This is a genomic window from Streptomyces sp. YJ-C3, assembly GCF_053891275.1.
On the sequence record NZ_CM132685.1, the window covers coordinates 529099 to 555160 of the forward strand.

Sequence of the window (26062 nt, forward strand, 5' to 3'; positions counted from 1 at the left end):
CCCGGTTCTCCTCCTCCCGGACAGGGGAGCCGGGGCCCTGTTCATGTTGCCGTCGCGGGGCTCTGCCCCGGACCCCGCTCCTCGATCGCCGGAGGGGCTTGATCCAGCGGGGCTTGATTCTGGGGGTTCACCTTCATGCTCGATCACCTCATCACGGGCGCCACCGTCGTCGACGGGACCGGTGCCCCCGCCTTCGTCGCCGACGTCGGGATCCGGGACGGCCGGATCGCCGTCGTCGCCGAGGCCGGTGCCGTCACCGAAGAGGCCCGGACCAGCGAGGACGCCTCGGGGCTCGTGCTCGCGCCCGGGTTCGTCGATCCGCACACGCACTACGACGCCCAGCTGTTCTGGGACCCGTACGCGACCCCCTCGCTCAACCACGGGGTGACCACCGTCGCCGGCGGCAACTGCGGCTTCACGCTCGCCCCGCTGAACCCGGAGCGGCCCGAGGACGCCGACTACACGCGGCGGATGATGTCCAAGGTCGAGGGGATGTCGCTGGTCGCGCTGGAGGAAGGGGCGCCCTGGACCTGGAACTCGTTCGCGGAGTACCTCGACGCCCTGGACGGGCGGATCGCCGTCAACGCGGGCTTCATGGTGGGGCACTGCGCGCTGCGCCGGTACGTGATGGGGGCGGACGCCGTCGGCGGGCAGCCGTCGCCGGAGCAACTGGAGGCCATGCTCGGCCTGTTCCACGAAGCCATGGAGGCAGGGGCCTGGGGGCTCTCCACCACCCAGTCGTCCACGCACTCGGACGGGGACGGCGAGCCCGTCGCCTCGCGGCACGCGCAGCCCGCCGAACTCATCGCGCTCAGCAAGGCGGTCGGGGAGCACGAGGGCACCCAGATCGAGGCCATCGTCGCCGGCTGCCTCGACCAGTTCAGCGACGACGAGATCGACCTGTTCGTGGAGATGAGCTCCGCCGCCGGGCGGCCGCTGAACTGGAACGTGCTGACCGTCGACGCCGCCGTGCCCGAGCGGGTGCCCCGGCAGCTCACGGCGAGCGAGCGGGCGCGGAAGGCGGGCGGCCGGATCGTCGCCCTGACGATGCCCATCCTGACGCCGATGAACATGTCGCTCGGCACGTTCTGCGCGCTCAACCTGATCCCCGGCTGGGGCGACGTCCTCGGGCTGCCCGTCGACGAGCGGATCGCGAAGCTGCGGGACCCGGACGTGCGCGCCGAGATGCTGCGCCGCGCCGACAGCAAGGAGGCCGGCGTCTTCCGGCGGCTCGCGAACTTCGGGCGCTACGTCATCGGGGACACCTACTCGGAGGCGAACGAGGGGCTCACCGGCCGCGTCGTGCGGGACATCGCCGCCGAGCGCGGACAGGAGCCCTTCGAGTGCCTCGTCGAGATCTGCGCCAACGACCGGCTGCGCACGGTCCTGTGGCCGATGCCGACCGACAACGACCCGGACTCCTGGGCGCTGCGCGCCGAGACCTGGCAGCACGAGGACGTCATGCTCGGCGGCTCCGACGCGGGCGCCCACCTGGACCGGATGTGCGGGGCGCCGTACACGACGCGGTTCCTCGGCGACTGTCTGCGCGGGCGCGGCCTCATGGGGCTGGAGGCGGCCGTGAAGATGCTGACCGACGACCCCGCCCAGCTGTTCGGGCTGCGTGAGCGGGGGCGGGTCCGCGAGGGCTGGCACGCCGACCTCGTGCTGTTCGACCCGGAGACGATCGACGCCGGGAAGGCCACGCTCGTGCACGACCTGCCGGGCGACAGCCCGCGCCTGGACTCGAAGGCCATCGGCATCGAGGCCGTCTGGGTCAACGGGGTCGAGGCCATCCGCGGCGACGTGGTCAGCGGCGCGGTGCCCGGCAAGGTGCTCCGCTCCGGCCAGGACACACGGACGGTGAGCACCCGGTGAGCGGCTCCCGGAAACTGTTCGTCGGCGGCGAGTGGATCGAGCCGGACGGCGGTCACTACGAGGTCGTCGACCCGGCGAGCGAGGACGTCGTCGGCCTGGCGCCCGAGGCGTCCCGGCAGCAGGTGCACGACGCCGCGCGCGCCGCCCGCGACGCCTTCGAGGGATGGTCGCGGACGACACCGCGGGAGCGCGCCGCGGTCCTCGACCGGGCCGCGGACCTCATGCAGCGGGACTTCGCCGCGAACGCGGAGCTGGCGCAGGCCGAGAGCGGCGCCACCAGCGGCACCGCCCGCGGCATGCAGGTCGCCGTCGGTGTCGCCCGCTTCCGGCGGTACGCCCGGGGGGCCCTGGAGCCCGTGGAGGAAGGGCTGCCGCCGCAGATCAACGAGGCCGGGCCGATGGGCAAGGCGGGTGTGCTGGGCGCGCTGGCCGTCCGCCAGCCCGTCGGGGTCGTCACCTGCATCACCTCGTACAACAACCCCTGGGCCAACCCGGCCGGCAAGGTCGCCCCGGCCCTCGCCATGGGCAACACCGTCGTCGTGAAGCCCGCGCCGCAGGACCCGCTCTCCGTGTACCGGATGGCGGCCGCACTGGAGGAGGCGGGGGCGCCGCCCGGGGTGGTGAACGTCGTCAGCGGGGCCCGCGTCGACGTGGGCGAGGCCGCCGTCGACTCACCGGACGTCGACATGGTCAGCTTCACCGGGTCGACGTCCGTCGGGCAGCGCATCGGCGAGGTGTGCGGGCGGTCCATGAAACGGCAGCTGATGGAGCTGGGCGGGAAGGGCGCCGCCGTCGTCTTCGGCGACGCCGACCTCGACTCGGCCGTGGCGGGGATCGGGACGACGTACGCCTTCTACAGCGGGCAGATCTGCACGGCGCCGACGCGGGTGATCGTGCACCGGTCCGTCCACGACGCGTTCGTCGAGAAGCTCACCGCGTACATCGGCTTCATGAAGGTCGGCGATCCGCGGGCGCAGGGGACCGTCGTCGGACCCGTCATCTCCGCCGCGCACCGCGACCGGGTCGAGTCGTACGTGGAGCTGGGCCGGAAGGAGGGGGCCACCGTCGTCGCGGGCGGCGAGCGGCCGGCGTTCGAGAAGGGGTTCTACGTGGCGCCGACCCTCCTCGCCGACTGCACCAACGACATGCGCGTCGTGCGCGAGGAGATCTTCGGTCCGGTGGTCGCCGTGGTGCCCTTCGACGGGGACGAGGACGAGGCCGTCGCCCTCGCCAACGACTCCGACTACGGGCTCATCGACTACGTGTGGTCCGGCGACGTCGCCCGCGCCTTCCGGGTCGCGCGACGGCTGCGGGCCGGCGGCGTCGGCGTGAACACCGTCGGGCGGAACATGGAGGCGCCGTTCGGCGGGTTCAAGAAGAGCGGGGTGGGCCGGGACGTCGGCTCGTACGCGCTGCACGCGTACAGCGAGCTCCAGTCGATCGTCTGGCCCGGGTGACGAAGTCCACGAAACCTGCACGGGAAAATTTGGAACCAGGTCAAATCGGACCCGGCTGCGATTACCGAATATCGGACGCCGGGCCGATCGCCTTGCAATGCATGGATGTAATCGGCATTCTTCTGGGGAAGTCGAAAGCGGCTGCCCGAATTGCCCATGGATCATTAAGTGGCGAAGTCCTGATGAATCCCGCCAGATGTGGAAACCGCAGGATTTAACGTCCTGTTCATGACTCAGCTGGACGCACGGCCCTCGACGGGGCGGGCCGCAGACACCCCCGACGGGGGAGGCAAGGGCCTGGGCGGGAACTCCGTCGGGCTGCTCGGCAGCGCCGTCATCGGCGTCTCCACGGTCGCGCCCGTCTACTGCCTGACCTCCACGCTCGGCTCCACGGCCGGCGAGGTCGGCCTCCAGATGCCCGCCGTGTTCCTCGCGGGCTTCCTGCCGATGCTGCTCGTCGCCTTCGCGTACCGCGAGCTCAACAAGGTGATGCCGGACTGCGGCACCTCGTTCACCTGGACCGTGAAGGCCTTCGGGCCGCGCGTGGGCTGGATGTGCGGCTGGGGCCTGGTGATCGCCACGATCATCGTGCTGTCGAACCTCGCCGGGGTCGCCACCTCGTACTTCTGGCTGCTCGCCGGGGAGATCACGGGCAGCGACTCCGTCGCCGCGCTCGACGGCAACAAGGCCGTCCACATCGTCACCTGCCTCGTGCTCATCGCGGCGGCCACGGCGATCAGCTACCGCGGCATGACCGCGACGAAGGGCGTGCAGTACACGCTGGTCGGACTCCAGCTGGTGGTGCTCGCCGTCTTCGTCGTGCTGGCCGTGGCCAAGGCGGGCCCGGGGTCCGTGGACTTCCCGACGTCGACGCCGTTCTCCTGGTCGTGGCTGAACCCGTTCGCGGTGCAGTCGTTCGGCGCGTTCACCGCCGGCCTGTCCCTGTCGATCTTCATGTACTGGGGCTGGGACACCTGCCTCACCGCCAACGAGGAGACCATCGGCAGCGACCGGACGCCCGGCCGCGCCGCGCTCATCGCGATGGTCGTGCTGGTCGGCTCGTACCTGGCCACGGGCGTCGCCGCGCAGATGATCGTCGGCTCCGGCGACCAGGGCCTCGGCCTCGCGAACCCGGAGACCTCCGACAACGTGTTCGCCGCGCTCGCCGGCCCGGTCATGGGCCCCACCCTCGGCATCCTGCTGTTCCTCGCGGTCCTCGCCTCGGCCGCCGCCAGCCTCCAGACGACCTTCATCCCGGTCGCCCGCACGGTGCTCGCCATGTCGACGTACGAGGCGCTCCCCGCCTCCTACGCCCGCGTCCACCCGCGCTTCAGGACCCCCGGCCGCGCCACGGTCACCGCGGGCGTCGCCACGGCCGTCTTCTACACGGTCATGACGCTGGTCTCCGAGCACGTCCTCGTCGACACGATCTACGCGCTCGGCCTCATGATCTGCTTCTACTACGCGCTCACGGCGTTCGCCTGCGCCTGGTACTTCCGCGCCGAGCTCACCCGCTCCGTCCGGGACTTCGCCTTCAAGGGGCTGTTCCCGCTGCTCGGCGGGGTCCTCCTGGCGGCCGTCTTCGTCAAGACGCTCGTCGACATGTGGAACCCGGCCTACGGCAGCGGCTCCTCGGTGTTCGGCATCGGCTCGGTGTTCGTGATCGGCGTGGGGCTGCTGCTCGTCGGCGTCGTGATCATGCTGGTGATGGGGCGGCGCAGCCCGGCGTTCTTCCGCGGCGAGGTCCTCGACCGGGACACGGCGGTGCTGGTCGTCGCCGAGTAGCCCTACGCGGGACGCGGCACCACGACGATCTGCACCTCGTCCTCGTAGACCACCCGGCCCGGATCGGCCGAGCGCACCAGATCGCAGTCCACGCCGTGCGCGGCCAGGATCTCCAGATAGCCGGGGACCCGGTCGAGCAGATGCGTGGCCGACGGCTTGAACCAGGCCGCGGCGCCCGGGTTGACCTCCTGGTCGTAGACCGTGGGGTCGACGGTGGAGGGGTCCGTGTACGCGGCGTCGTACCAGTCGTTGCCCGCGCGCCGGAAGGACTCCTGCTCGGCCGTGAGCCGTCCCTCCCGGGCCAGGTTGTTGACCAGCCCGAACAGGCCGGTGAACTGGCCCCGCCCGTTCCGGTGCGGCGACTGGAAGCGGATGTATCCGGTCGCCGTGTCGTCGGCGGGGCCCTGCGTCGTCATGCCTGGTCCTTCTCGCTGCGGGAACGGGGTCGCCAGGCTACGCGCCCGCCCCCAGGAACACCGGATTCGTGAACGCCGCCAGCGCCCCGGGCAGCCCCGGGACCGTCGGCGCGTGCCGGACCTCCGCCCGGACATAGGCCGCGTAGGACGGTGTCGTGCGCCAACTCGCCGAGCCCGCGCCGGAGTCCGGCAGCGCCGGGGACGTGAACAGGGTGCCCTCGTCCGTGACGAGATGGAGCGTGCAGCCGGGGGCGCCCTTGACCTCAAGGGTCACCGTGACCGGGGTGTCGGGGCCGACCGGGAGGCGCTCGCCGATGCCCGCCAGCCCGCCCTTGCCGCCGGCCGCCGAGAAGGAGACCTCGACGTCCTTGGACTCGGCGACGTAGGAGCGGCCCGCCCGGATGCCCGCCTGGATGGCGTCGCGGGACAGGTCGTCGGCCAGCACCACCGTCTGGGGGCCGCCGACACGGTCCGGGTCGCGGTGCGCGTCGCTGTTGCCCATCGCCGGGATCCAGCCCGAGCGGCGGCCCGAACGGGCATAGGAGACAAGGGTGTTGTCCCAGTCGGCCAGCGAGATCTCGTCGTCCGGGGTGTACGGGCCGTTCCACACCTCCACCGCGTCCGCCTCGCCGAAGCCGAACTTCCAGCCGCAGCCGATGCACGTCGCGTGCGGGTGCGCCGGGACGACCAGACCGCCCGCCCGGCGGATCTCCTGCGCGTACTTCGCCCAGCGGTTGTCGCGCGCCCGGTAGCGCCAGTCGATGAACGTGTCGGGCTCGGTGCCCAGCGCCAGTACGTGGCCGTTGCGCGTGGTGACCTCCTCGCCGAGCATCACCAGCAGGTCGTCGCCCGCCACGTCCGCCCAATGGGCCTGCGCGGAATGGGTGTTGTGGTCGGACGTGTTGATGAAGTCCAGGCCGGCCGCGCGGGCCAGCGCGCCGATCTCGGCCGGGGTGCGCTTCCCGTCCGAGTACCAGCTGTGCAGATGGCAGTCGCCCCGGTACCAGGCGCGGCCCCGGCCGCGGGCCCGGGCGGGCGGGTACGTGCGGGCCGGGGTCTCGCCCGGAGCGCCGTGCGTCAGCGTCACCGTGACCTCGTACGGCAGGCCCTCGGGCGCCACCGTGTACGGGCCGAGCGCGACGTGCCAGGTGCCGGCGCGGACCGGACCCGGGATGTAGCCGGGCGTCGCGTCGTCCGCGCGCACGAAGAACTCCGTGCGGGCGCCGCCCGACCAGCCGCGGAAGCCCTTGCCGCCGAGCGCCGTGCCGCGCTCGTCGAACAGGCCGATGTCGAGGGCGTTGTTCTGCGTGCCCGCCGGGACCGTCGCCTTCGTGTACGTGTACGCGACGTGGATCTCACGGACCCCGCGCGGCACCTCCACCGGCAGGTACACGAAGTCGGGGGCGCCCGGCGGCAGGGTGCCCTTGAGCGTCCTGCTGGACTGCGAGCCCTCGGCGGCGCTGGCGAAGCTCATGGTGGTGAGCGTAAGCGCGCCCGCGGCCCCGGTCGCGAGCAACGCTCGTCTGCCGATGCCGTGTTCCTGCCCGTGCGTGTCGTCCTTGCACATATCGCGGCTCCCCAGGGTGTCGGGTGTGACAGGTGCGACCCTGGCATTGAGCCGTGAACTTCCCTCCAAGGGAAGGGGAGCGGCGGATTACGGGCGGCTACGACCGGTTCCGCCTGCGGAACAGGCCGGCGACGAGCAGCACGACGATCACGATCACCACGATCAGGATCCAGCCGAGGAACCCGAGCGACCCGCCCTTCTTCTTCCTCTTCTTCCTGCTCTTCGAGACCGTGCCCGACTCCGGGACCTTCTTGGCCGGTTTCGCGGCCGGCCGGTGCGGTGCCACGGGCGCCTGCCGGCCGGTGGCGACGGATGCCGTCGATGCCGCGGCAGGGTGCGCGGACGCCGCCGCCGGTACGCCGCCGAGAAGCAGCGCGCCCAGCAACAGCAGCACGGTCGTGGGACGTGAGCGAACAAGCATGACGAACCCCCCGGTGGCCCCCGTGGTGCACAACCCGGGTGAGCGTAGACGCGGGCATGGACTCCTGGAAGCCCCGCAGATAGGAATGCCGCATGCGGATCTCGACCACGATCTTCCTGACCGACGAGACCATCACCCCCGTGCGCCTCGCGCGCGAACTCGAACAGCGCGGCTTCGCGGGCCTCTACCTGCCCGAGCACACCCACATCCCCGCCGAGCGCACCACCCCGTACCCCAACGGCGGCGACCTGCCCCGGGAGTACACCCGCACCCTCGACCCGTTCGTCGCCCTCGGCCAGGCCGCCGCCGTCACCGAACGGATCGCCCTCGGCACCGGCATCACCCTCGTCGTCGAGCACGACCCGATCGCCCTCGCCAAGCAGATCGCCACGCTCGACCACCTCTCCGGCGGCCGCTTCACGCTCGGCGTCGGCTTCGGCTGGAACAAGGAGGAGGCCGCCGACCACGGCGTCGAGTGGCGCACCCGCAGAGAGCTGACCCGGGAGCGGATCGCGCTGATGCGCGCCCTGTGGGCGGCCGAACCGACCGCCCACGAAGGCGAGTTCGGGCAGTCCGTGCGCGCCAGTCTCGCCTTCCCCAAGCCGGTGCGCGACGGCGCGCCCCGCATCCTCGTCGGCGGCGCCGCGGGCCCGAAGCTCTTCGACCACATCTGCGCGTACTCCGACGGCTGGATGCCCATCGGGGGCGGCGGCCTCAGCAGCACCCTGCCCGGACTGCGCACGGCCTGGGCGGCGGCGGGCCGCGACCCGGGCGGCCTCCAGGTCGTGCCGTACGCGGTCCTGCCGACACCCGGCAAGCTCGCGCACTACGCGGACCAGGGCGTCGAGGAGGTCGTGCTGCAACTGCCGCCGGGCGACGAGACGACGGTCCTCAAGGTCCTCGACGACTACGACCAGTACCTATGAGACTCCGGGGGCGATCGGTGCGGGGCGTCCGGGCGCCCTCGAACCGTGCCGGATCCGCTCGTATGCTCGCGTCATGAGTGATCCGGACGCCGTACCCCAGACGCAGGCAGAACGACCCACCGCCAACGCGATGCGCCGCGCGCTCAAACGGGCCGGCAACGGTGTCGCCCTCGACGTCACCGAGGCCGCCGTCCTGCTCCAGGCGCGCGGCGACGACCTGGCGGACCTCACGGCCTCCGCGGCCCGGGTGCGCGACGCGGGCCTGGACGCCGCCGGACGGCCGGGCGTCATCACGTACTCCAAGAGCGTCTTCGTCCCGCTCACCCGGCTGTGCCGCGACAAGTGCCACTACTGCACGTTCGTCACCGTCCCCGGCAAGCTGCGGCGCGCCGGGCACGGGATGTTCATGTCGCCGGACGAGGTCCTCGACATCGCGCGCAAGGGCGCCGAACTCGGCTGCAAGGAAGCCCTGATCACCCTCGGCGACAAGCCCGAGGACCGCTGGCCCGAGGCCCGCGAGTGGCTCGACGCGCACGGCTACGACGACACCATCGCCTACGTACGCGCCATATCGATCCGCATCCTGGAGGAGACGGGCCTGCTCCCGCACCTCAACCCCGGGGTGCTGTCCTGGACCGACTTCCAGCGGCTCAAGCCCGTCGCGCCCAGCATGGGCATGATGCTGGAGACCACCGCCGAGCGCCTGTGGTCCGAGCCCGGCATGCCGCACTACGGCTCCCCGGACAAGGAACCGGCCGTGCGGCTGCGGGTCCTTGAGGACGCCGGCCGCTCGTCCGTCCCGTTCACCAGCGGGCTGCTCATCGGGATCGGCGAGACGTACGAGGAGCGCGCCGAGTCCCTGTTCGCGCTGCGCCGCGTCGCCCGCTCGTACCACGGCGTCCAGGAACTGATCATCCAGAACTTCCGCGCCAAGCCGGACACGGCGATGCGCGGCATGCCCGACGCCGAGCTCGACGACCTCGTCGCCACCGTCGCCGTCGCCCGGCACATCATGGGCCCCTCGGGCAATCTCCAGGCCCCGCCGAACCTGGTCGACGGCGAGTACAAGCGCCTCATCGGCGCCGGCATCGACGACTGGGGCGGTGTGTCCCCGGTGACCATCGACCACGTCAACCCCGAGAAGCCCTGGCCGCAGCTGGACGAGCTGGCCGCGCGGTCCCGGGACGCGGGCTTCGAGCTGCGCGAACGGCTGTGTGTGTACCCGGAGTTCGTCACGCGCGGCGAACCCTGGCTCGACCCGCGCCTGCTGCCCCACGTACGCGCCCTCGCCGACCCGGCCACGGGCCTCGCCGTCGCCGACGCGCCCGTCGTGGGCCGCCCCTGGCAGGAGCCCGACGAGGGCTACGTCGCCGCTTCCGGCCGCACCGACCTGCACCGCACCATCGACACCGAGGGCCGCACCGGCGACCGCCGCGAGGACTTCGACGTCGTGTACGGCGACTGGGAGGCACTGCGCGAGCAGGCCGCTCCCGGCATGGTGCCGTCGCGGATCGACGCGGACGTACGGGAGGCGCTGGCGGTCGCGGCCGACGACCCCACCCGGCTCACCGACGACCAGGCCCTGGCGCTGCTGCACGCGGACGGTCCGGCGCTGGACGCCCTCTGCCGGATCGCGGACGACATCCGCACGACGGTGAACGGCGACGACGTCACGTACATCGTCACCAGGAACATCAACTTCACCAACGTCTGCTACACCGGCTGCCGCTTCTGCGCGTTCGCCCAGCGCCGCACCGACGCCGACGCGTACACCCTCTCCCTCGACCAGGTCGCCGACCGCGCCCAGCAGGCCTGGGACGTGGGCGCGGTCGAGGTCTGCATGCAGGGCGGCATCCACCCGGACCTGCCCGGCACCGCGTACTTCGACATCGCGAAGGCGGTGAAGGAGCGGGTGCCCGGCATGCACGTCCACGCCTTCTCCCCGATGGAGGTCGTGAACGGCGCGACCCGCACCGGGATGTCCATCCGCGAGTGGCTGACCGCCGCCAAGGAGGCGGGTCTCGACTCGATCCCCGGCACGGCCGCCGAGATCCTCGACGACGAGGTCCGCTGGATCCTCACCAAGGGCAAGCTGCCCACGGCGACCTGGATCGAGGTCATCAAGACGGCGCACGAGCTGGGCATCCGGTCGAGCTCGACCATGATGTACGGGCATGTGGACCAGCCCCGCCACTGGCTCGGCCACCTGCGGACCCTCGCCGGGATCCAGCAGGAGACGGGCGGCTTCACGGAGTTCGTGACGCTGCCCTTCATCCACACGAACGCCCCGGTCTACCTGGCGGGCATCGCCCGCCCCGGCCCGACCACCCGCGACAACCGGGCGGTCACGGCGATGGCCCGGATCCTCCTCCACCCGCACATCCCCAACATCCAGACCAGCTGGGTGAAGCTGGGCACGGAGGGCGCCGCCGAGATGCTGCGATCCGGCGCCAACGACCTCGGCGGCACGCTGATGGAGGAGACCATCTCCCGGATGGCGGGCTCCTCGTACGGCTCCTACAAGTCGGTCAAGGACCTGGTGGCCGTCGCGGAGGCGGCGGGCCGCCCGGCGAAACCCCGCACGACGCTGTACGGGGCCGTCCCGGAGGAGCGGGTGCGGGCCGCCGCCGCGTCCGACGGGCACCTGCCGGAGCTGCTGCCGGTGCTCGGGGACTGACCCCGGCCGGGACCGGGGCCGGGGCGTCAGCGTCCCAGGTCCCGGCCCAACTGGGCCTCGCTCTCAGGCACCTTGACCGTGGCGGGCCCGAACGACGTGATGCCCTCGACGGTGAGACCGCCCGTCGCGCCGCGCAGCACCCAGGCGGCGCCCGAGTCCCGGTACGTCCCGTCCTCCAGCGGCGCGGCGGCGGTCAGATCGGCGCGGCCGTCACCGTCGACGTCGGACAGCAGCACCTGCAGCCCGAACGCGTCGCCCTTCTCGCTCGCGCCGGGCACCCCCGCCGTCGACTGGTGGAAGGCCTGCGCCCCGGTGCCGCTCAGTCCGGCCCTGCCGCCCTTGAGGAGGACCACGGCGCCCGCGTCCGCGACCGTCCCGATGGCCTCGCCCGGCACGCCGACGGCGATGTCGGCGTACCCGTCGCCGTTCACGTCACCGGCGGCGATGTCCGTCCCGAACTGGTCGCCGCTCTCGCCGGTGCCCGGCACACCGCTCGTCTCCTGGGTGATCGTCTTCGTCCGCGTGGTGGAGGGCCCGGCCGCGGACCCGTACAGCACCCGCACGGTGCCCTTCTCGTAGGCGATGTCCTCGTAGTTGTCGCCGATGTCGTGCACGACGAGGTCGCCGTACCCGTCCCCGTCCACGTCGGCGACAGCCCCCGCGAGGCTGGAGGTGAGGGCGGTGGCGGTGTGGCCGACACCGTCCTTCCCGCCCTTCCAGAACTTGCTGCCGTACGCCGACTCCTCGAAGCCGTGACTGGTCACGATGTCGTCGGCGCCGTCACCCGTGACGTCTCCGACGACGAAGTCGTGCGGCCCGAACGTCTGGCCGGTCACGATGGTGTCGGTGCGCGCGGCGGCCCCGGTCGCCCGGTCGAAGGGCCCGTACGAGACGGTCATCCCGGCGTCGTCGTCGTCCGGGTCGTCGCTGCGCGGGTAGTCGTCGGTGACCAGGTCGCGGTGGCCGTCCCCGTCGAAGTCGCCGACGGAGAAGAGCCCGGAGCCGCCCGGCAGGCCGACACTCCCGGCACCGCTCAGGCCCGTCGCGGACCCCCACAGCACCACGGGGTGCGAGCCGTTCACCGTGCCGACCACGAGATCGGTGAACCCGTCCCCGTCGAGATCACCGGTGGCGACCCGCTCCCCGAAGTACTCCCCGCCGGTCGCCGCCCCCGGCACCCCGGCCGACGCCCGCGTGACCGACAGGGCGTGCGCTACATCGGCCCCGCCCTTGCCCCCGTACACGACCGAGACGGCCCCGGCGGCCTGCTTCCCGCCCACCGTGCTCCCCGGCGCGCCGAGCGCGAGGTCCGCGTACCCGTCGTGGTTGAAGTCGGTGACGGGGGCGCGGGGCGGCACGGGAGCGGCGGCGGCCGACGTGACCGTCAGGGCGGACGTGGCGGTGAGTGCTGCGGTGACGGTCAGGGCGATGACGATGCTGCGGCGCACGGGGGCTCCCGGGTGTCCAGTGGGGGGATCTCAGGCTACGGAGAGGTACACAGGGGAGACGTGTGACGGGGGCGAAGCGTTGTACGGCGCCGCCGGCCGGTTCCGTCCCGCCCGTCTCCGTCTCCGTGTGCTCTCACGTGTCAGTGCCTGCTGTTAACCTCCTGCGACCCGTGTGCAGAGCGGGACGACAGGGGAGGGGCCAACATGCCACGTAGTAAGAGGACTTGGAGCAGACTCAGACGGGCGGCCGTCGTGTGCTCGGCGACAGTGACGGTCGTCGCGGCACCGTCGGCGGCCCTGGCGGCGGACAACCTGCCGCCGCTGCGGCCGCTCGTCCAGGATCTGGGGACCGGGGGGAAGGCGTGTGCGGCGGGGGAGGGGCGGCCGTACGTCTCGGGACCGCCACGACTGACCGCCGTGCTCCACGACCCCGAAGGCGACAACCAGCCCGCCGAGGCCAACCTCGTACAGGGCGAGTTCGAGGCGTGGTGGACGGATGCCGACGGCGCGGAGCAGCGCCGGACCCACACCTCGTACATGTCGCTGTCGGGCAGTTCGCAGTACTGGCAGCTGCCCGACGAGGTGCCGCCGAACACCGTCGTGTCGTGGCGGGTCCGCGCGAACGACGGCAAGGCGGCCTCCGCGTGGAGCTCCGAGGACGGCGGCTCCGTCTGTGAGTTCGTGTACGACGACGAGAGCCCGCAGAAGCCGGTCGTGTCCTCGACGGACTTCCCCGAGGACAGCTGGACCGCGCGCGTCGGGGAGTACGGCACCTTCACGGTGGACTCGGCCTCGGACGACGTCGTCGAGTACCGCTACTCGTACATCGGCGGTCCCTACGCGACCGCGTCGCCGAAGGTGCCCGGTGGGCCGGTCGACATCCGGTACCTGCCGGTGGAGAGGGGCCCGGAGACGCTGAGTGTTCAGGCCGTCGACCGGTCGGGCCGCATCAGCGGCCGCGTGGACCACTCCTTCTTCGTCGTCGCGGGCCGTGCGCCCGTCGCCCACTGGAATCTCGCCGATCCGGCGGGCACGGAGTCGGCCGCCGCCGAGACGGGTCCCGCCGCACGCGCCGGCACCGGCGTGACCTTCGGCGCGGCGGCCCCGGGCGGTACCGGTCTGACCGCCACCGCGAGCCTGGACGGCACGGGACACGGCTTCCTGTCCCCGGGCACGGCCGTGACCGACACGCGGCGGACGTTCGCGGTGGGCGGCTGGGTGCGCCCTGCCGCCACGGACGGGGTGCGGACCGTGGCGAGCCAGGACGCCGACGGGGCCCCGGGCTTCACCCTCGGGCTGCGGCCCGGTGACGGCTCCACGCCGGTGTGGTCCTTCCGGATCGGCGGCGCGCAGGTCTCCGGCGGCACTCCCGAGGCGGGCGAGTGGGCCCATGTCTTCGGCCTCTACGACAGTGAGACGGGGCTCGCCGCGCTGTATGTGAACGGCCACGAGGTCGGTACCCGTCAGAAGGCGACACCGGCCGAGGCCACGGGCGCCTTCCAGATCGGGCGGGCCCGCGGCGCCGCGGGATACCGCGACCGCTGGCAGGGCGAGGTGGGTGACGTACGGGTCCACGACCGTGTGGTCACCCCCGGCGAAGTGGCGGAACTGGGTGCCCGCAAGCCCGAACTGAAGGGGCACTGGTCCCTGGAGGACGCGGACGGCGGGGTGAGCCCCGAACTGTACGGTGGCGCGCCGCTGAAGCTGTCCGGCGGCGCGACGATCCGTCGCACCGAGGAGGACGACTGCCCGGTGAACCCGGACTGCACCCCGGTGACCGACTATCCGCTCGTGGGCGACGGAGATCTGGCTCTGGACGGGACAACCGCGCACGCGGCCACGGACCAGCCCGTCGTGGACACGGGCGACAGCTTCACCATCGGCGTGGTGGTCCGCCTCGCGGACACCGATCCCGACCACCCGATGACAGTGCTCTCCCAGGGCGGCGAGAACACGGACGCGTTCAAGGTGCGCTACGTCCCCACGAGCCACACATGGCAGTTGATCGTGACCAGCGCCGATGAGGCCGGGGCAGCGGAGACCGTCGTCGGGAAGCAAGCCGTCGCGGACGGCGGTGAGGGCCGGGGCCAACGGCTGGCGGTCGTGTACGACGACGCGACCGACCAGATCAAGCTCTACGTGGACGGCTACACGAACTCCGAGGCGACCGCGTCCTTCCACGGCGCGTGGCACAGCAGCGGTGGGCTGCAAGTGGGACGGGGGCATGTCGACGGCGCCTGGGGCGAGTACCTGCGCGGTGTGGTCGACGAGGTGCACGCCTTCTCCGGAGCGCTGGACGATTCCGACATCGGCCCTCTCGGCTACGGCACCGAACCCTGCCTCTGCTGAGGACGGGTTGAAGGGCGGACGTACCGGTCGTGGTGCGTCCGCCCGGCCTCAGCTGTGGTCGACGAAGGAGACGAAGGCCTTCCAGGAGGCGGCGGGGACGGCGAACCGGCCGTCTTCCGGGCGCTTGGAGTCGCGTACGTGGACGGTGCCGGGGGAGGTGGCGACCTCGACGCAGTCCGAGCCGGCCTCGTTGCTGCTGTAGCTGCTCTTGAACCACTCCAGCGTGGAGTCGGTGCTGATCATGTCTCTCCCAGCAGTTTTTCGATGAACGCGAGGGACTCTCCTGGCCGGAGAGCCTCCGCTCGGATGTTCCCATACTGCATCTCGAGCGACTGCACCTCTTTGGGGGCGGAGAAGAACCGCGTGAAGTGCTGGACTTCCGTATAGCCCAGCGTCGTCCCGTTCCTGAGTTTGAACACCCGAAGGGAACCGCCGAGTCCCGGGTGGTTCTCGGTGTCCGTCGGCATCACCTGAATCGTGATGTTCGTCAACTGGCCCACGCGCAGCAGGTGTTCCAGCTGGCGGCGCTGCACCATCCGTCCGCCTACCGGCCGCTGAAGTGTCACCTCCTCCAGGACGAAGCTCATAACGGGCGAAGGGTGTGCGGCGTCGATGATCTCCCGCCGCGCCATGCGAGCCGTGACCTCTCGCTCGACGATCTCCTCGGTGTACACCGGTCGCCGCATCCGGAAGATCGTCCGCATGTACTCCTCGGTCTGCAGCAGCGCGTGGATGTTGTGCGTGTAGTACGCGCCCATCTCGACGGACTCGGCCTCCACCTTGGCCAGGTCGCGGAGGTTCTTGGGGTACTGGGCCTCTTCGACGTCCTTCCTCATGGCCGTCAAATGGCCACCGGCTCGCAGTAGTTCATCCGCCCGCTCAAGGAATTCGGGCTTGGGGACCCGTCGCCCCCGCTCCAGCGCCGAGATCGTCTCCTCGCTGTACCCGAGTGCCGCGCCCAGTTCCGCCTGGGTCAGCTGGGCGCTCTCCCGCCACAGCTTGATCTGTCGCCCAACCGCCTTGAGCATGGCGATGGACTCGTCGTCGTCGATCGTCGCCACAGGTCCGACACCTCTCGCGCGTACACCCCGGACAGCCCGGCGCGACACCCGGACCATCACGTTCCGTACGGGCGGCACCTCTGTTCAAGAGAAACACGCGTGACCACGCTGAGTGACATGAACGAGAAATTCACCGTGCTGCTGTCGTCCGCGCCGCGTGGCGCCCGCCTTGCCCGACTCCTCACAGAGCGCCAACTCGCCGAGTGGAAACAGGAGTCGGCCGAGGCGGAACACGTCGTCGCCGAGCTGGCCGCCAACGCTGTGCGTCACGGCAGAGTCCCCGGCCGTGACTTCCGCCTGACGCTCACCCTCGACGCGGCGCGCACGCTGCGTATCGAAGTCACCGACGCGCGGGCCGACCGGATCCCGCGGATCCGCGTCGCGGACGCAGAAGGGGGACGCGGCCTGATGATCGTCGCGTCGTACGCGAATCGCTGGGGCGTGACCAGCGACGAAGCGACCGCGCCCCACAAGACCGTCTGGGCCGAACTCCACGTCCCGGAACCCGAGTCGGCGTGATCCGGTGATCCGGGACGCTAACCACCAAAGGAACCAGGGAAAGAAAAACCAACCCCCCCCTCACCACACCCCGGCGGCAACCCCCAGGGCTGCGTCACCCGTGCGAGTGGCGAACGCCAACTCGGCTGGCGTGCAGGACAGTTCGTGGTGCAACCTCTGCCGCATATGCAAAACGGCCCCCGCCGGGACTGGCATCCCGGACGAGGGCCTGACCACCAAGGAAGAGAGACCTTCCCGATGTCTAGGTATCAGCCTAGCGCGCATGCGCGCGCCCATTCCGGCCGTTCGGCCACTCCGTCACCTGGTCTCCGCCAGCGCCGGGAGCGTCACATGGAACAGTTCACGGTCATCGGGCATCACCTGGCCCAGCACGCCGACCTCTCCCTCACCGCGATCGGCCTCGCCACGCACATCCAGTCGCTGCCCGAGGGATCGAAGGTCGGCATCAAGGATCTCGCGGCGAAGTTCCCCGAGGGGGAGGTCCGGGTCGCCGCCGCGTTGCGGGAGTTGGAGGAGCACGGCTACCTGGAGCGGGTCAAGGAGCGGCTGCCGTCCGGGCGGATCATCACGCGGACCACCTCGTACAACAAGCCTCCGCACCTGCGCGGCCAGGACGAACAGCTGCCGCCGCCCGAGCCCCACCCTGCCGAAGCGCCCCGCGCCGAGCCGCAACCCCGCGCGCCGCGCCCGCAGCGCCGACGCCTGCGCACCCCGCAGCCCGACCCGCAGGACCCCGACCCCGAGCCGCTCCGCACCGCGGCCGCCGACCTCCTCGCGGGCCTGCGCACCCACGACTCCCGCCTCTTCCTCACCGAACAGGACGTACGCCGTCTCGCTCCCGCCGCCGCTGCCTGGCTGGAGCGGGGCATGGCCCCCATCGACGTACAGCGCGCCCTGGCGGCCGGACTGCCCGCCGAGCCCGTCGTCCGCCCGGCCTCGCTCGTGGCCTTCCGCCTCAAGAACTTCCTGCCACCCGCGCTCCCGCCCGCGCCACACGTCCCCCGCCCGCTGCCGCTCCAGAACTGCGACGGCTGCGACCGGGCGTTCCGGGCGGCAGGGCCCGGGGAGTGCAGGGACTGCTCAGCGGCAGCGATGGTGACAGCCGCGTGAGAAGTTCTCGCGTCCGCTGTCACAGTCGCGCGTCGCGCTGTGTCCAACCCGAGTGAAGGCCCGGAGGAACCGGGCTCGATCCGCCGGAGGGCACGCTCATGTCGATCAGTACTGGCACCCGCACGCACGCCACCCCCGTCCTCGACTCGTTCATGACCCACCAGGAGACCGGGCCGGGGAGCGGCTCGGGTGACGGGCCCGCCGTCGTCTTCCTGCACGGCAACCCCACCTCCTCCTACCTGTGGCGGGGCGTCGTCCCGTACGTCGCGGAGCAGGCCCGCGTCCTCGCCCCCGATCTCATCGGCATGGGCGCCTCCGGCAAGCCCGACATCGGCTACCGGTTCGCCGACCACGCCCGCTATCTCGACGCCTGGCTCGACGCGGTCGGGCTCGACGAGGCGGTGTTCGTCGGGCACGACTGGGGCGGCGCCCTCGCGATGGACTTCGCGGCGCGGCACCCCGGCCGGGTGCGGGGGCTCGCCCTCGTCGAGACCTTCCTCAGGCCCTTGACGTGGGCCGAACTGCCGTCGCTCGGGCAGGAGTTGTTCCGCGGGTTCCGTACGCCCGGCAAGGGTGAGGAGATGGTCCTGCGGGACAACATGTTCATCGAGTTCAACCTCCCGCACGGCATCGCCCACCTGTCGCCCGAGGACCACGACGTGTACCGCGCGCCGTATCCGACCGAGGCCTCGCGCAAGCCGCTCCTCGTGTGGCCCCGGGAGATCCCCTTCGACGGCGAACCCGCCGATGTGCACGCGCGCATGGTGGCGTACGGGCAGTGGCTGTCGTCCCCGGAGTCGGCCGCCGTGCCGAAGCTGGTCATGCATGTCGACGACGGTCTGGGCATGGGTTCGGCGGGGGTCGTGGCCTGGGCCCGGGAGACCTTCACCAGCGTCGAGACGGCGAACATCGGCGCCGCCGGGCACCACGCACCGGAGGACCAGCCGGACGCGATCGGCACCGCCGTCTCCGACTGGCTGCGCCGGCACGCCGACGTGCTCACAATGTCCGTATGAGCGACGACCCCGCGCGCAGCACGGTGACCGACCCGGAACTCCTGGCCGAGGAGCGGGAGTTGGTGGAGCGCGCCGTCGGCGGTGACAAGGCCGCGCTGGAGGACGTCGTGCGCCGCGTCCAGGACCCCCTCTACCGGCTGGCCCTGCGGATGACGTGGCGGCCCGCCGACGCCGAGGACGCGGCCCAGGAGATCCTGATCCGCGTGGTGACCGGGCTCGCCACCTGGCGGGCCGAGGCGCGGCTGCTCACCTGGGCGTACCGCGTCGGCGTCAACCACCTGCTGAACCTGCGGCGCCGCACCCCGCAGGAGGCGGCGGGGCTGAGCCTGGACGCGTTCGGCGAGGACCTGGTCGCCGGGCTCGCGGCGAGCGACTACGTGGGCCCCGACGCCGAGCTGCTCGCGCGTGAGGTGCGGCTGACCTGCACCCAGGCCATGCTCCAGTGCCTGGAGCGCGGCGAACGCGTCGCCTTCGTCCTCGCCGAGGTCTTCGGCCTCGCGTCGGCCGACGCCGCCTGGATCCTGGACGTCTCACCCGCCGCGTACCGCAAGCGACTTGAACGCGCCCGCACGCGCCTGCGCTCCTTCATGGACGCCACGTGCGGGCTCGTCGACCCGGCCGCGCCGTGCCGCTGCGCGCGCCGGGTGGCGCCCGCGGTGGCGGCGGGCCGCGTCGACCCGCGCCGCCCCGCCCTCGCGACCCACCCGGTCAGCCCGGGCGGCCGCGACCTGGCCCGGGCCTCGGCGCAGATGGGCCGGCTGCACGACGCGGCGACGGTGCTCCGCTCCCACCCGGACTACGCGGCGCCCCGGGCCCGGACGGAGGCGGTGCTGAGCCTGCTGGATTCCGGGCGGTTCCCCCTGCTCTCGGACGGCCGGTAGGCGGGACGGCGCCCGTCCGGCCGTCACGGGGCTCCGCTCCTCGAGCGCCGGAGGAGCGTGGTCTCATCCGACCAGCAACTTTTCACGCAGCTGCCGGAGGTGACGTGCGTCGAGCCCGAGCGCCCGCTTCTCGTACGCGCGGAACGAGCCGAACTTCTCCTCGACCTCGTCGAAGCCGGAGTTCAGGTACTCGGCGCGCACGTCGAGCATCGGCTTGTAGACCTTCGCCTGCTCCGGCGGCATCGCGGCGAGCGCCGCCGCGTTGGCCTCGGCCCGGTAGTCGTTCGAGGCGAGGTAGTCGGCCGTCACCGTCTCGCGGGGCACTCCGAGGGCGGTGAGGAGCGCGGCGCCCGCCCAGCCGGTGCGGTCCTTGCCCGCGGTGCAGTGGAACAGGTCGCCGCCGCCGTCCACGATGCCCGCCATGACGGTGCGGTAGGCCGCCTTGGCGGTGCCGGAGCTGACCATGGACTTCTCGCCCTGGACCATCATCTCGGCGGCCGCGGCCTCGGAGGCCGGCAGCTGGAAGACCGGGCTGTCGTCACCGAGGACGTTCGCGACGACGTACGAGGTGCCGGCGGGGACGCGGTCGGGCGCGGAGTTGCGCTCGCCGGTGGTGCGCAGGTCGTAGTCCGTGCCGATGCCGAGCCGCTTCAGCGTGGCGAGGTCGGCGGCGGTCAGCTTGTCGAGGGCGTCCGAGCGGTAGACCTCGCCCATCTTCACCCAGTGGCCGTCGGCGGTCCGGTAGCCGCCCGCGTCACGGAAGTTGACCGCGCCGTCCAGCTTGACGAGCCGGTCCGCGAGGTGGAGGCCGCGGCCGTGGTCGGGCACCAGGTCGAACCACTGGCGGTCGACGTCCGCCGGCAGACCGGTGACGGTGACCCGGCCGGTCGAGCCGCCGCGCGCCACGGTACGGCCGCCCGCCTCGACGGCGACGTGCCGCACACCCGGCGCCGTCCAGGTGATCTCGTACGTTCCCGGGGTCGCCGCCGCGGTCACGGTGGCCTGCGTGAACGGAATGCGGGCGGGGGCGTGCCCGGCGGAGCGGTGCCCGGCGTGCGCGGAGGCGGCGGGGGCGGCGAGGCCGACGAGGAGCGCGGCGGCCGACAGGGCGCAGAGCGAGGGAGCGGTGGCCCTGACACGAGTCATGTGCGTCATGGGGCGGATGTTTCGGGCCCCCGGGGAGCGGGACGCGACGGGGCGGTGAACAGCGGGCGAACCCGGGCGGAGCACCCGGGTGCGCGGGGCGCGTACGCCTTCGCGAATTGGGCAAATCCAGTCCGAAGCGACCTCAAGGGCGTCTCTTCGCATACCCGTTGAGGTCGCATGAGTCGCGCAAGCGAACGTTCTCGGTCGTGCTCGGTCGATTACAGTGCTGCCAGTCGGAGGGGAGGAGATCCCATGGGCGCACCGGTTGCCGCCGCGGCGGTCTGGGGCCGCGCCGAGCAGCAGGACTTCCGCAGCCGGGTGCGCGGCACGCTGCTCGGCAGCGCGCTGGGCGACACCCTCGGCGCCCCGCTCAGCGACCTCACGCTCGACGGGATCAGGGAGGCGCAGGGCCCCGACGGCCCGGCCCGGCTCCTGCCCGCGTACGGCCGTACCGGAGCGGTGACGGCGGCGACGCAGCTCGCGCTGTTCACCGTCGACGGCCTCATCCGCGCCCAGGTGCGCCGCGACACCGGAGCCTGGCACCCGCCGACCGATGTGCACCGGGCCTATCTGCGGTGGGCCGCGACCCAGCGCGACTGGGGGCCCGACGAGCGCCGCAAGGAGGACGGCTGGCTGGCCCGCGAGGAGTGGCTGTACTCCCGGCGCGGCGCGTCCCAGGCCTGTCTGCTCGGACTCGGCAACGACGTCATGGGCACCCTCGACAAACCCAAGAACCCGGACGCGGCGGGCCCGGAGGCGGTGACGCGCTCCGCGCCGTTCGGGCTCCTCGTCGGCTGGGAGCCGCAGCTCGTGCTCCAGCTGGCCGTCGAGTGCGCCGTCCAGACCCATGGCGCGCCCGAGGCCTATCTGGCCGCGGGCGCGTACGCCGTCATCGTGCACGCGCTGGCGCGCGGGGAGTCGCTGGACGCGGCCGTGCAGCGCACCCTGGTGCTGCTCGCGGCGCGGCCCGGGCACCCGCCGGTCGTGGGCGCGCTCAAGCACGCGGTCGGCGCCGTGCGCCAGGGCATGCCGAGCGCGGCGCGGGTCGGTGAACTGGTCGGCGACGGCGACGCCGTGGGCGCCCTCGCGGCCGCCGTGTACTGCACCCTGGTCGGTGAGGACATCCGGCACGGGCTGGGCCTCGCCGTCCAGCACGACGGCCCCTCGGCCCAGGTCGGCGCGTTGTGCGGCGGCCTGCTCGGCGCGCTGCACGGCGAGACGGCGCTGCCGCCCGCGTGGGTGGCCGAGCTGGAGGGCCGGGCCACGATCCTGGAGCTCGCGGACGACTTCGCCATGGAGATGACCCAGGGCGCGGCGCTGCACGGGCCGGGGGCCGCGTCGCCGGGCTGGCTGGCCAGATACCCGCGGGCCTGAACCACAGGGCAGCACGAGGGCCCGCGACCGGTCTCCCGGCCGCGGGCCCTCGTCGCGCACGGCCCGCTACAGCCGCTGCACGTCGTCCTGCGCGCCCGCAGGCGCCGGCACCGCGGCCGCGCCCGCCGTACCGGGACCGTCGTCGTCGGTGTTGATGCGCTCGATGATCGCGTCCCGCTCGGGGGTGTCCTCCGGCTTGACGAAGCCGATGACGATGTAGAGGACGAGCGAGACGGCCAGCGGGATCGACACCTGGTACTGGAGCGGGACGCCGCCCTCGACGTTCCAGTTGATCGGGTAGTTGACCAGCCAGAAGGCGACCAGGCCCAGCGCCCAGCTGGTGAGCGCCGCGGTCGGTCCCGACCTGCGGAACGGGCGGAGCAGACCCAGCATCATCGGGATCGCGATCGGGCCCATCAGACCCGCGACCCACTTGATGACGACCGTGATGATGTCCTTGAACGTGGGCGAGTTGACCTGCGTGGCGACCGCCATCGACAGCGCGAGGAAGACCACCGTGGTCAGTCGGGCCGCGATCAGTCCGGTCCGCGGGCCCCACTCCTTGGCCTTCGCCGACACCGCCGGCATCACGTCCCGGGTGAAGACGGCCGCGATCGCGTTGGCGTCGGACGAGCACATCGCCATGGTGTGGGAGAAGAAGCCGACGATGACGAGGCCCAGCAGGCCGTGCGGCAGCAGCTGTTCGGTCATCAGGCCGTAGGAGTCGGAGCCGTCCGGCTTCTGGGCGTCGACCAGCAGCGGCGACATCCACATGGGGAAGAACAGGACGACCGGCCACACCAGCCACAGGACCGCCGAGAGGCGGGCCGAGCGCGTGGCCTCGCGGGCGGAGCCGGTGGCCATGTAGCGCTGGGCCTGGTTGAGCATGCCGCCGTTGTACTCGAAGAGCTTGATGAACAGGAACGCGAGCAGGAACACCGCGCCGTACTCACCGACCAGCGGCTTGTCGTGGCCCTGCAGCTCGGGCTGGTTCCAGGCGTCGAGGAAGCCGATGTTCTTGTCGTTGAGCTTGACCACGACCGCGACGAACATCGAGACACCGGCCAGCAGCTGGATGATGAACTGCCCCAGCTCCGTGAGGGCGTCGGCCCACAGACCGCCGATGGTGCAGTAGACGGCGGTGATGGCACCGGTGATGAGAATGCCCTGGTTCAGCGAGATGCCGGTGAACACCGAGAGCAGTGTGGCGATGGCCGCCCACTTCGCCGCCACGTCCACGATCTTCAGCAGCATGCCGGACCAGGCGAGCGCCTGCTGGGTGCCGAGGTTGTACCGGTTCTTCAGGTACTCCAGCGGTGAGGCGACGTGCAGCCGTGAACGCAGCCGGTTGATGCGCGGCGCGAAGAGCTGCGCGCCGATGGCGATGCCGAGCGCGATCGGGAACGACCACGTGACGAACGACGTGATGCCGTACGTGTACGCGATGCCGGCGTAGCCGGTGAACAACACCGCGCTGTAGCCCGACATGTGATGCGAGATGCCGGAGAGCCACCAGGGCATCTTTCCGCCGGCCGTGAAGAAGTCGGAGACGTTGTCCACACGCTTGTGGGACCAGATTCCGATCGCGACCATCACACCGAAGTATCCGATGAGCACGGCCCAGTCGAGACTGTTCATGTGCCCCCTCCAGGGGTCCGCCTTGTGAACGTTGCGGCTCTTCGTCAGTACGTCCGTGTCAGCGGGCGCCCCCGTGCGGGAGTGGGGACTTCGGGGATTGAACCGCCTGTCCGGTGGACCGGTCAAGAGTTCCACGGGTCACGGATGTGAACCGAGATCAGCAAGTCGAACGATTTTGCATTTTCGTTACTGGGCGGGGAGTTGTCGTGAACGTGACGTCGGACACACGATGAGCGGGCACTTCGTCAGTAGCCGCACAGACGCGAACGACCGCACGGGATGCGGGTCCCGTGCGGTCGCGTGCAGCAAGGAGGGGTCGTCACTCCCAGCGCATTCTCAGTACGTCGTCAACGCATCAACTCACCGGCGTTCACCAGCAGTTGCTGGCCGGTGATGGCGCGGGCCCGGTCCGACGCGAGGAAGACCGCGGCGTCCGCCACGTCGCCGTCGGTGGCGAGCTCCGGCAGCGCCATCCGCTCGGTGAGCCGTGCCAGCACCTCGTCCTCCGGCACGTTCTCGGTGTGCGCCGTGAACTGGACGTAGGCCTGAACCGGCGGCCCCCACATCCAGCCCGGCAGCACCGTGTTGACCCTGATCCGGTCCGGCCCGAGCTCCCGCGCCATCGAGTACATCGCACTCGTCAGCGCCCCCTTCGAGGCCGCGTACGCCGCCTGCCACACCTGGGACGGCGCGGCCACCGCCGACTGCGTCCCGATGATGACGACCGAGCCGCCGCGCACCTTCAGGGCGGGCAGGCAGGCCCGGGTCATCCGCAGCGTGCCGAGCAGATTGACGTCGATGACCTGGCTCCAGGTGTCGAAGTCGGCGTCCTCGAGACCTCCGAAGTAGCTGTCCCAGGCGGCGACATGGACCACCGCGTCCACCCCGCCGAACCGCTCGCGCGCCAGCGCCGCCAGGGCCTCGCACTGCACCTCGTCGCCGATGTCGGTCGGCAGGTACGCGGTCCGGGTCCCCTCCGGGTCCAGCTCGGCCGCGGACTTGGCGAGATTGGCCTCCGTGCGCGCCCCGAGCACCGCGTTGCCGCCGTCGCGCACCACGGCCGCCGCCACCTGATGGCCGAGCCCGGCGCCGACCCCCGAGACGATCACGGTCTTTCCGGCGAGCAGCTCACCGTTCCCCATTGGGTGCCTCCCGGCTCTGGCCATCTTTCTGACGGGGCGTCAGAGTATGGGCGTCGGGCGGAGGACGGAAGGGGCTGGGAATGGACACCCACAGCGAGACGTACGCGGAACTGGCGGCCGTCGGCCCGTACGGGGTACGGCCGGGGCACGCCCTGATCACCATGGTCGAACCGCACCCGGGGCACGAGTACGCGTACAACCGCTGGTACGAGGACGACCACTACTACGCCGGCGCGATGGCCATGCCCTGGATGTACGCGGGGCGGCGCTGGGTCGCCACCCGCGACCTGCAGCTCCTGCGCTACCCGGAGAAGTCGGCGGTGGCCGAACCGGTCACGGCGGGCTGCTACCTCTCCACGTACTGGGTCACCGAGGGCCGCTACGACGACCACATGAAGTGGACCGTCGGCATCAACAAGCGGCTGAACCGCGACGGGCGGGTGTACCAGGACCGGACCCACGTCTTCACGGCCTTCCAGGACCACGAGGCGACGGTGTACCGGGACGGCGCCGCCGGGCCGCGCGACTTCCACGCGCTCGACCACCCGTACGCCGGTCTGGTGGTGGAGGTCATCGACGTCGAACCGGCCGAACAGCGCAGCGAGCTGCTGGAGTGGCTGCGCTCGCGTCACCTGCCGAGGGCGCTCGCCGGCTCACCGGCCGCGATGGTCACGATCTTCCGGCCGACGCCGCTGCCCGGCGACAGGATGACGTACGTGAAACAGGTGGAGGGCGTCGACACCCGGCTCACGCTGCTGTGGTTCCTGGAGGAGGATCCGCGCGCGTGCTGGCAGGAGCATTTCGCGGGGCTCGGGGAACAGGTGGCGGGTGCGGGGCTCGGGGCGCGGGTGGAACTCATGGCGCCGTTCGTCCCGACGGTGCCGGGGACCGACCGCTTCGTGGATCAATTGCGCTGAGAAAAATGCCGAGCCCCCTCGGCCGGGACGGCGGGCCAGTCGAGAGGGCTCCCACGTGGTGCTGGTCGTGCTAGTCGTGCTGGTGATGCTGAATGATGCCTGATGGTGCATATGTGATTGTTGTGCCGTTCTTCGTTCAGAACGAACCCGTGCTCACCTCGTGCACGAACGCATTCCAGGTCTCGGGGCCGAAGCCGATCGACGGTCCCTGTGTCACCTTCGAGTCGCGCACGGCGATCGCGTGCAGCTCGGGGGACTTGACCTCTACGCATGCGCCGTTCCCCGTGGAATACGAGGACTTGATCCAGGATTCCGTAGCGCCCTGCTGAATTGCCAT

Annotated in this window: 22 protein-coding genes; 12 read left to right on the top strand and 10 right to left on the bottom strand. The window is 71.6% G+C overall.

Annotated elements, in window-relative coordinates; all coding sequences use genetic code 11:
* The first annotated feature begins 135 nt into the window (after positions 1-135).
* The 3 genes from ACVHNB_RS02365 to ACVHNB_RS02375 all read left to right on the top strand — a co-directional run bounded on the left by ACVHNB_RS02365 (position 136) and on the right by ACVHNB_RS02375 (position 5117).
* Entirely contained in the window at positions 136-1875 is a 1740-nt protein-coding gene (locus ACVHNB_RS02365; protein ID WP_428953120.1) for an N-acyl-D-amino-acid deacylase family protein, read from the top strand.
* On the top strand, positions 1872-3332 hold the full coding sequence (locus tag ACVHNB_RS02370) for an aldehyde dehydrogenase family protein (RefSeq protein WP_428953119.1): 1461 nt from the start codon (positions 1872-1874) through the stop codon (positions 3330-3332). Before ACVHNB_RS02365 ends, ACVHNB_RS02370 begins: the two co-directional genes overlap by 4 nt.
* 228 nt (positions 3333-3560) lie before the next feature.
* Positions 3561-5117, top strand: coding sequence for an APC family permease (locus ACVHNB_RS02375; RefSeq protein WP_428953118.1), 1557 nt, complete (start codon positions 3561-3563; stop codon positions 5115-5117).
* Between the two features lie 2 nt (positions 5118-5119).
* Here ACVHNB_RS02375 and ACVHNB_RS02380 read toward each other — a convergent pair whose 3' ends face one another.
* From ACVHNB_RS02380 to ACVHNB_RS02390, 3 genes are all read right to left on the bottom strand, one after another.
* The gene (locus ACVHNB_RS02380) at positions 5120-5533 is read right to left on the bottom strand and encodes a hypothetical protein (RefSeq protein WP_428953117.1); all 414 of its coding nucleotides are present in this window, start codon (positions 5531-5533) and stop codon (positions 5120-5122) included.
* Between the two features lie 37 nt (positions 5534-5570).
* On the bottom strand, positions 5571-7100 hold the full coding sequence (locus ACVHNB_RS02385; RefSeq protein ID WP_456227305.1) for a CehA/McbA family metallohydrolase: 1530 nt from the start codon (positions 7098-7100) through the stop codon (positions 5571-5573).
* Positions 7101-7197: 97 nt separating this feature from the next.
* Positions 7198-7521: a hypothetical protein gene (locus tag ACVHNB_RS02390; protein WP_428953115.1), complete on the bottom strand. Its 324-nt coding sequence runs from the start codon at positions 7519-7521 to the stop codon at positions 7198-7200.
* Positions 7522-7613: 92 nt separating this feature from the next.
* Here ACVHNB_RS02390 and ACVHNB_RS02395 point away from each other — a divergent pair, with 92 nt between their 5' ends.
* Positions 7614-8447, top strand: coding sequence for an LLM class F420-dependent oxidoreductase (locus ACVHNB_RS02395; RefSeq protein WP_456227306.1), 834 nt, complete (start codon positions 7614-7616; stop codon positions 8445-8447).
* A 73-nt stretch (positions 8448-8520) separates the two neighbouring features.
* Positions 8521-11124, top strand: a complete 2604-nt coding sequence (locus ACVHNB_RS02400; protein ID WP_456227307.1) for a bifunctional FO biosynthesis protein CofGH — start codon at positions 8521-8523, stop codon at positions 11122-11124.
* 26 nt (positions 11125-11150) lie between these two features.
* Here the strand turns inward: ACVHNB_RS02400 and ACVHNB_RS02405 are convergent, their stop codons facing one another.
* Positions 11151-12572 carry an FG-GAP-like repeat-containing protein gene (locus tag ACVHNB_RS02405; RefSeq protein WP_456227308.1) on the bottom strand — a complete coding sequence of 474 codons (1422 nt, stop codon included), beginning with the start codon at positions 12570-12572 and terminating at the stop codon, positions 11151-11153.
* 204 nt (positions 12573-12776) lie between these two features.
* On the opposite strand from ACVHNB_RS02405, the gene ACVHNB_RS02410 reads away from it, so the two are divergent.
* Positions 12777-14921: a LamG-like jellyroll fold domain-containing protein gene (locus tag ACVHNB_RS02410; protein WP_456227309.1), complete on the top strand. Its 2145-nt coding sequence runs from the start codon at positions 12777-12779 to the stop codon at positions 14919-14921.
* Positions 14922-14969: 48 nt separating this feature from the next.
* Here ACVHNB_RS02410 and ACVHNB_RS02415 read toward each other — a convergent pair whose 3' ends face one another.
* Both ACVHNB_RS02415 and ACVHNB_RS02420 read right to left on the bottom strand, forming a co-directional pair.
* Entirely contained in the window at positions 14970-15164 is a 195-nt protein-coding gene (locus ACVHNB_RS02415; protein WP_428953110.1) for a DUF397 domain-containing protein, read from the bottom strand.
* Positions 15161-15982: a helix-turn-helix domain-containing protein gene (locus ACVHNB_RS02420; protein ID WP_456227310.1), complete on the bottom strand. Its 822-nt coding sequence runs from the start codon at positions 15980-15982 to the stop codon at positions 15161-15163. The genes ACVHNB_RS02415 and ACVHNB_RS02420 overlap by 4 nt, the downstream gene beginning before the upstream one ends.
* Before the next feature lie 117 nt (positions 15983-16099).
* On the opposite strand from ACVHNB_RS02420, the gene ACVHNB_RS02425 reads away from it, so the two are divergent.
* From ACVHNB_RS02425 to ACVHNB_RS02440, 4 genes are all read left to right on the top strand, one after another.
* A complete protein-coding gene (locus ACVHNB_RS02425; protein ID WP_456227311.1) occupies positions 16100-16501 on the top strand; it encodes an ATP-binding protein in 402 nt (133 codons plus the stop codon).
* A 330-nt stretch (positions 16502-16831) separates the two neighbouring features.
* On the top strand, positions 16832-17611 hold the full coding sequence (locus tag ACVHNB_RS02430; RefSeq protein ID WP_428953107.1) for a helix-turn-helix domain-containing protein: 780 nt from the start codon (positions 16832-16834) through the stop codon (positions 17609-17611).
* A 98-nt stretch (positions 17612-17709) separates the two neighbouring features.
* Positions 17710-18627 (top strand): haloalkane dehalogenase, encoded by a 918-nt coding sequence (locus tag ACVHNB_RS02435; RefSeq protein ID WP_456227312.1) that lies wholly within the window; start codon positions 17710-17712, stop codon positions 18625-18627.
* Positions 18624-19508: an RNA polymerase sigma factor gene (locus ACVHNB_RS02440; RefSeq protein ID WP_456227313.1), complete on the top strand. Its 885-nt coding sequence runs from the start codon at positions 18624-18626 to the stop codon at positions 19506-19508. The genes ACVHNB_RS02435 and ACVHNB_RS02440 overlap by 4 nt, the downstream gene beginning before the upstream one ends.
* A 63-nt stretch (positions 19509-19571) precedes the next feature.
* On the opposite strand, the gene ACVHNB_RS02445 is transcribed toward ACVHNB_RS02440, so the two are convergent.
* Positions 19572-20663: a tyrosine-protein phosphatase gene (locus tag ACVHNB_RS02445; protein ID WP_456227314.1), complete on the bottom strand. Its 1092-nt coding sequence runs from the start codon at positions 20661-20663 to the stop codon at positions 19572-19574.
* Positions 20664-20906: 243 nt separating this feature from the next.
* Between ACVHNB_RS02445 and ACVHNB_RS02450 the strand changes: the two genes are divergently transcribed.
* Positions 20907-22028 carry an ADP-ribosylglycohydrolase family protein gene (locus ACVHNB_RS02450; protein ID WP_428953103.1) on the top strand — a complete coding sequence of 374 codons (1122 nt, stop codon included), beginning with the start codon at positions 20907-20909 and terminating at the stop codon, positions 22026-22028.
* A 66-nt stretch (positions 22029-22094) separates the two neighbouring features.
* Here the strand turns inward: ACVHNB_RS02450 and ACVHNB_RS02455 are convergent, their stop codons facing one another.
* Both ACVHNB_RS02455 and ACVHNB_RS02460 read right to left on the bottom strand, forming a co-directional pair.
* Positions 22095-23666, bottom strand: a complete 1572-nt coding sequence (locus tag ACVHNB_RS02455; RefSeq protein WP_428953102.1) for a sodium:solute symporter family protein — start codon at positions 23664-23666, stop codon at positions 22095-22097.
* A 347-nt stretch (positions 23667-24013) separates the two neighbouring features.
* Positions 24014-24808, bottom strand: coding sequence for an SDR family oxidoreductase (locus tag ACVHNB_RS02460; protein WP_456227315.1), 795 nt, complete (start codon positions 24806-24808; stop codon positions 24014-24016).
* Positions 24809-24888: 80 nt separating this feature from the next.
* Here ACVHNB_RS02460 and ACVHNB_RS02465 point away from each other — a divergent pair, with 80 nt between their 5' ends.
* Entirely contained in the window at positions 24889-25725 is an 837-nt protein-coding gene (locus ACVHNB_RS02465) for a hypothetical protein (RefSeq protein WP_428953100.1), read from the top strand.
* A gap of 136 nt (positions 25726-25861) precedes the next feature.
* On the opposite strand, the gene ACVHNB_RS02470 is transcribed toward ACVHNB_RS02465, so the two are convergent.
* Positions 25862-26062: a DUF397 domain-containing protein gene (locus ACVHNB_RS02470; protein ID WP_324776946.1), complete on the bottom strand. Its 201-nt coding sequence runs from the start codon at positions 26060-26062 to the stop codon at positions 25862-25864.

Coding starts and splice junctions, on each gene's coding strand:
- ACVHNB_RS02365 (WP_428953120.1), top strand. CDS start 136: ATGCTCGATCACCTCATCACGGGCGCCACCGTCGTCGACGGGACCGGT.
- ACVHNB_RS02375 (WP_428953118.1), top strand. CDS start 3,561: ATGACTCAGCTGGACGCACGGCCCTCGACGGGGCGGGCCGCAGACACC.
- ACVHNB_RS02380 (WP_428953117.1), bottom strand. CDS start 5,533: ATGACGACGCAGGGCCCCGCCGACGACACGGCGACCGGATACATCCGC.
- ACVHNB_RS02385 (WP_456227305.1), bottom strand. CDS start 7,100: ATGTGCAAGGACGACACGCACGGGCAGGAACACGGCATCGGCAGACGA.
- ACVHNB_RS02390 (WP_428953115.1), bottom strand. CDS start 7,521: ATGCTTGTTCGCTCACGTCCCACGACCGTGCTGCTGTTGCTGGGCGCG.
- ACVHNB_RS02395 (WP_456227306.1), top strand. CDS start 7,614: ATGCGGATCTCGACCACGATCTTCCTGACCGACGAGACCATCACCCCC.
- ACVHNB_RS02400 (WP_456227307.1), top strand. CDS start 8,521: ATGAGTGATCCGGACGCCGTACCCCAGACGCAGGCAGAACGACCCACC.
- ACVHNB_RS02410 (WP_456227309.1), top strand. CDS start 12,777: ATGCCACGTAGTAAGAGGACTTGGAGCAGACTCAGACGGGCGGCCGTC.
- ACVHNB_RS02415 (WP_428953110.1), bottom strand. CDS start 15,164: ATGATCAGCACCGACTCCACGCTGGAGTGGTTCAAGAGCAGCTACAGC.
- ACVHNB_RS02425 (WP_456227311.1), top strand. CDS start 16,100: ATGAACGAGAAATTCACCGTGCTGCTGTCGTCCGCGCCGCGTGGCGCC.
- ACVHNB_RS02430 (WP_428953107.1), top strand. CDS start 16,832: ATGGAACAGTTCACGGTCATCGGGCATCACCTGGCCCAGCACGCCGAC.
- ACVHNB_RS02435 (WP_456227312.1), top strand. CDS start 17,710: ATGTCGATCAGTACTGGCACCCGCACGCACGCCACCCCCGTCCTCGAC.
- ACVHNB_RS02440 (WP_456227313.1), top strand. CDS start 18,624: ATGAGCGACGACCCCGCGCGCAGCACGGTGACCGACCCGGAACTCCTG.
- ACVHNB_RS02445 (WP_456227314.1), bottom strand. CDS start 20,663: ATGACGCACATGACTCGTGTCAGGGCCACCGCTCCCTCGCTCTGCGCC.
- ACVHNB_RS02450 (WP_428953103.1), top strand. CDS start 20,907: ATGGGCGCACCGGTTGCCGCCGCGGCGGTCTGGGGCCGCGCCGAGCAG.
- ACVHNB_RS02455 (WP_428953102.1), bottom strand. CDS start 23,666: ATGAACAGTCTCGACTGGGCCGTGCTCATCGGATACTTCGGTGTGATG.
- ACVHNB_RS02460 (WP_456227315.1), bottom strand. CDS start 24,808: ATGGGGAACGGTGAGCTGCTCGCCGGAAAGACCGTGATCGTCTCGGGG.
- ACVHNB_RS02465 (WP_428953100.1), top strand. CDS start 24,889: ATGGACACCCACAGCGAGACGTACGCGGAACTGGCGGCCGTCGGCCCG.
- ACVHNB_RS02470 (WP_324776946.1), bottom strand. CDS start 26,062: ATGGCAATTCAGCAGGGCGCTACGGAATCCTGGATCAAGTCCTCGTAT.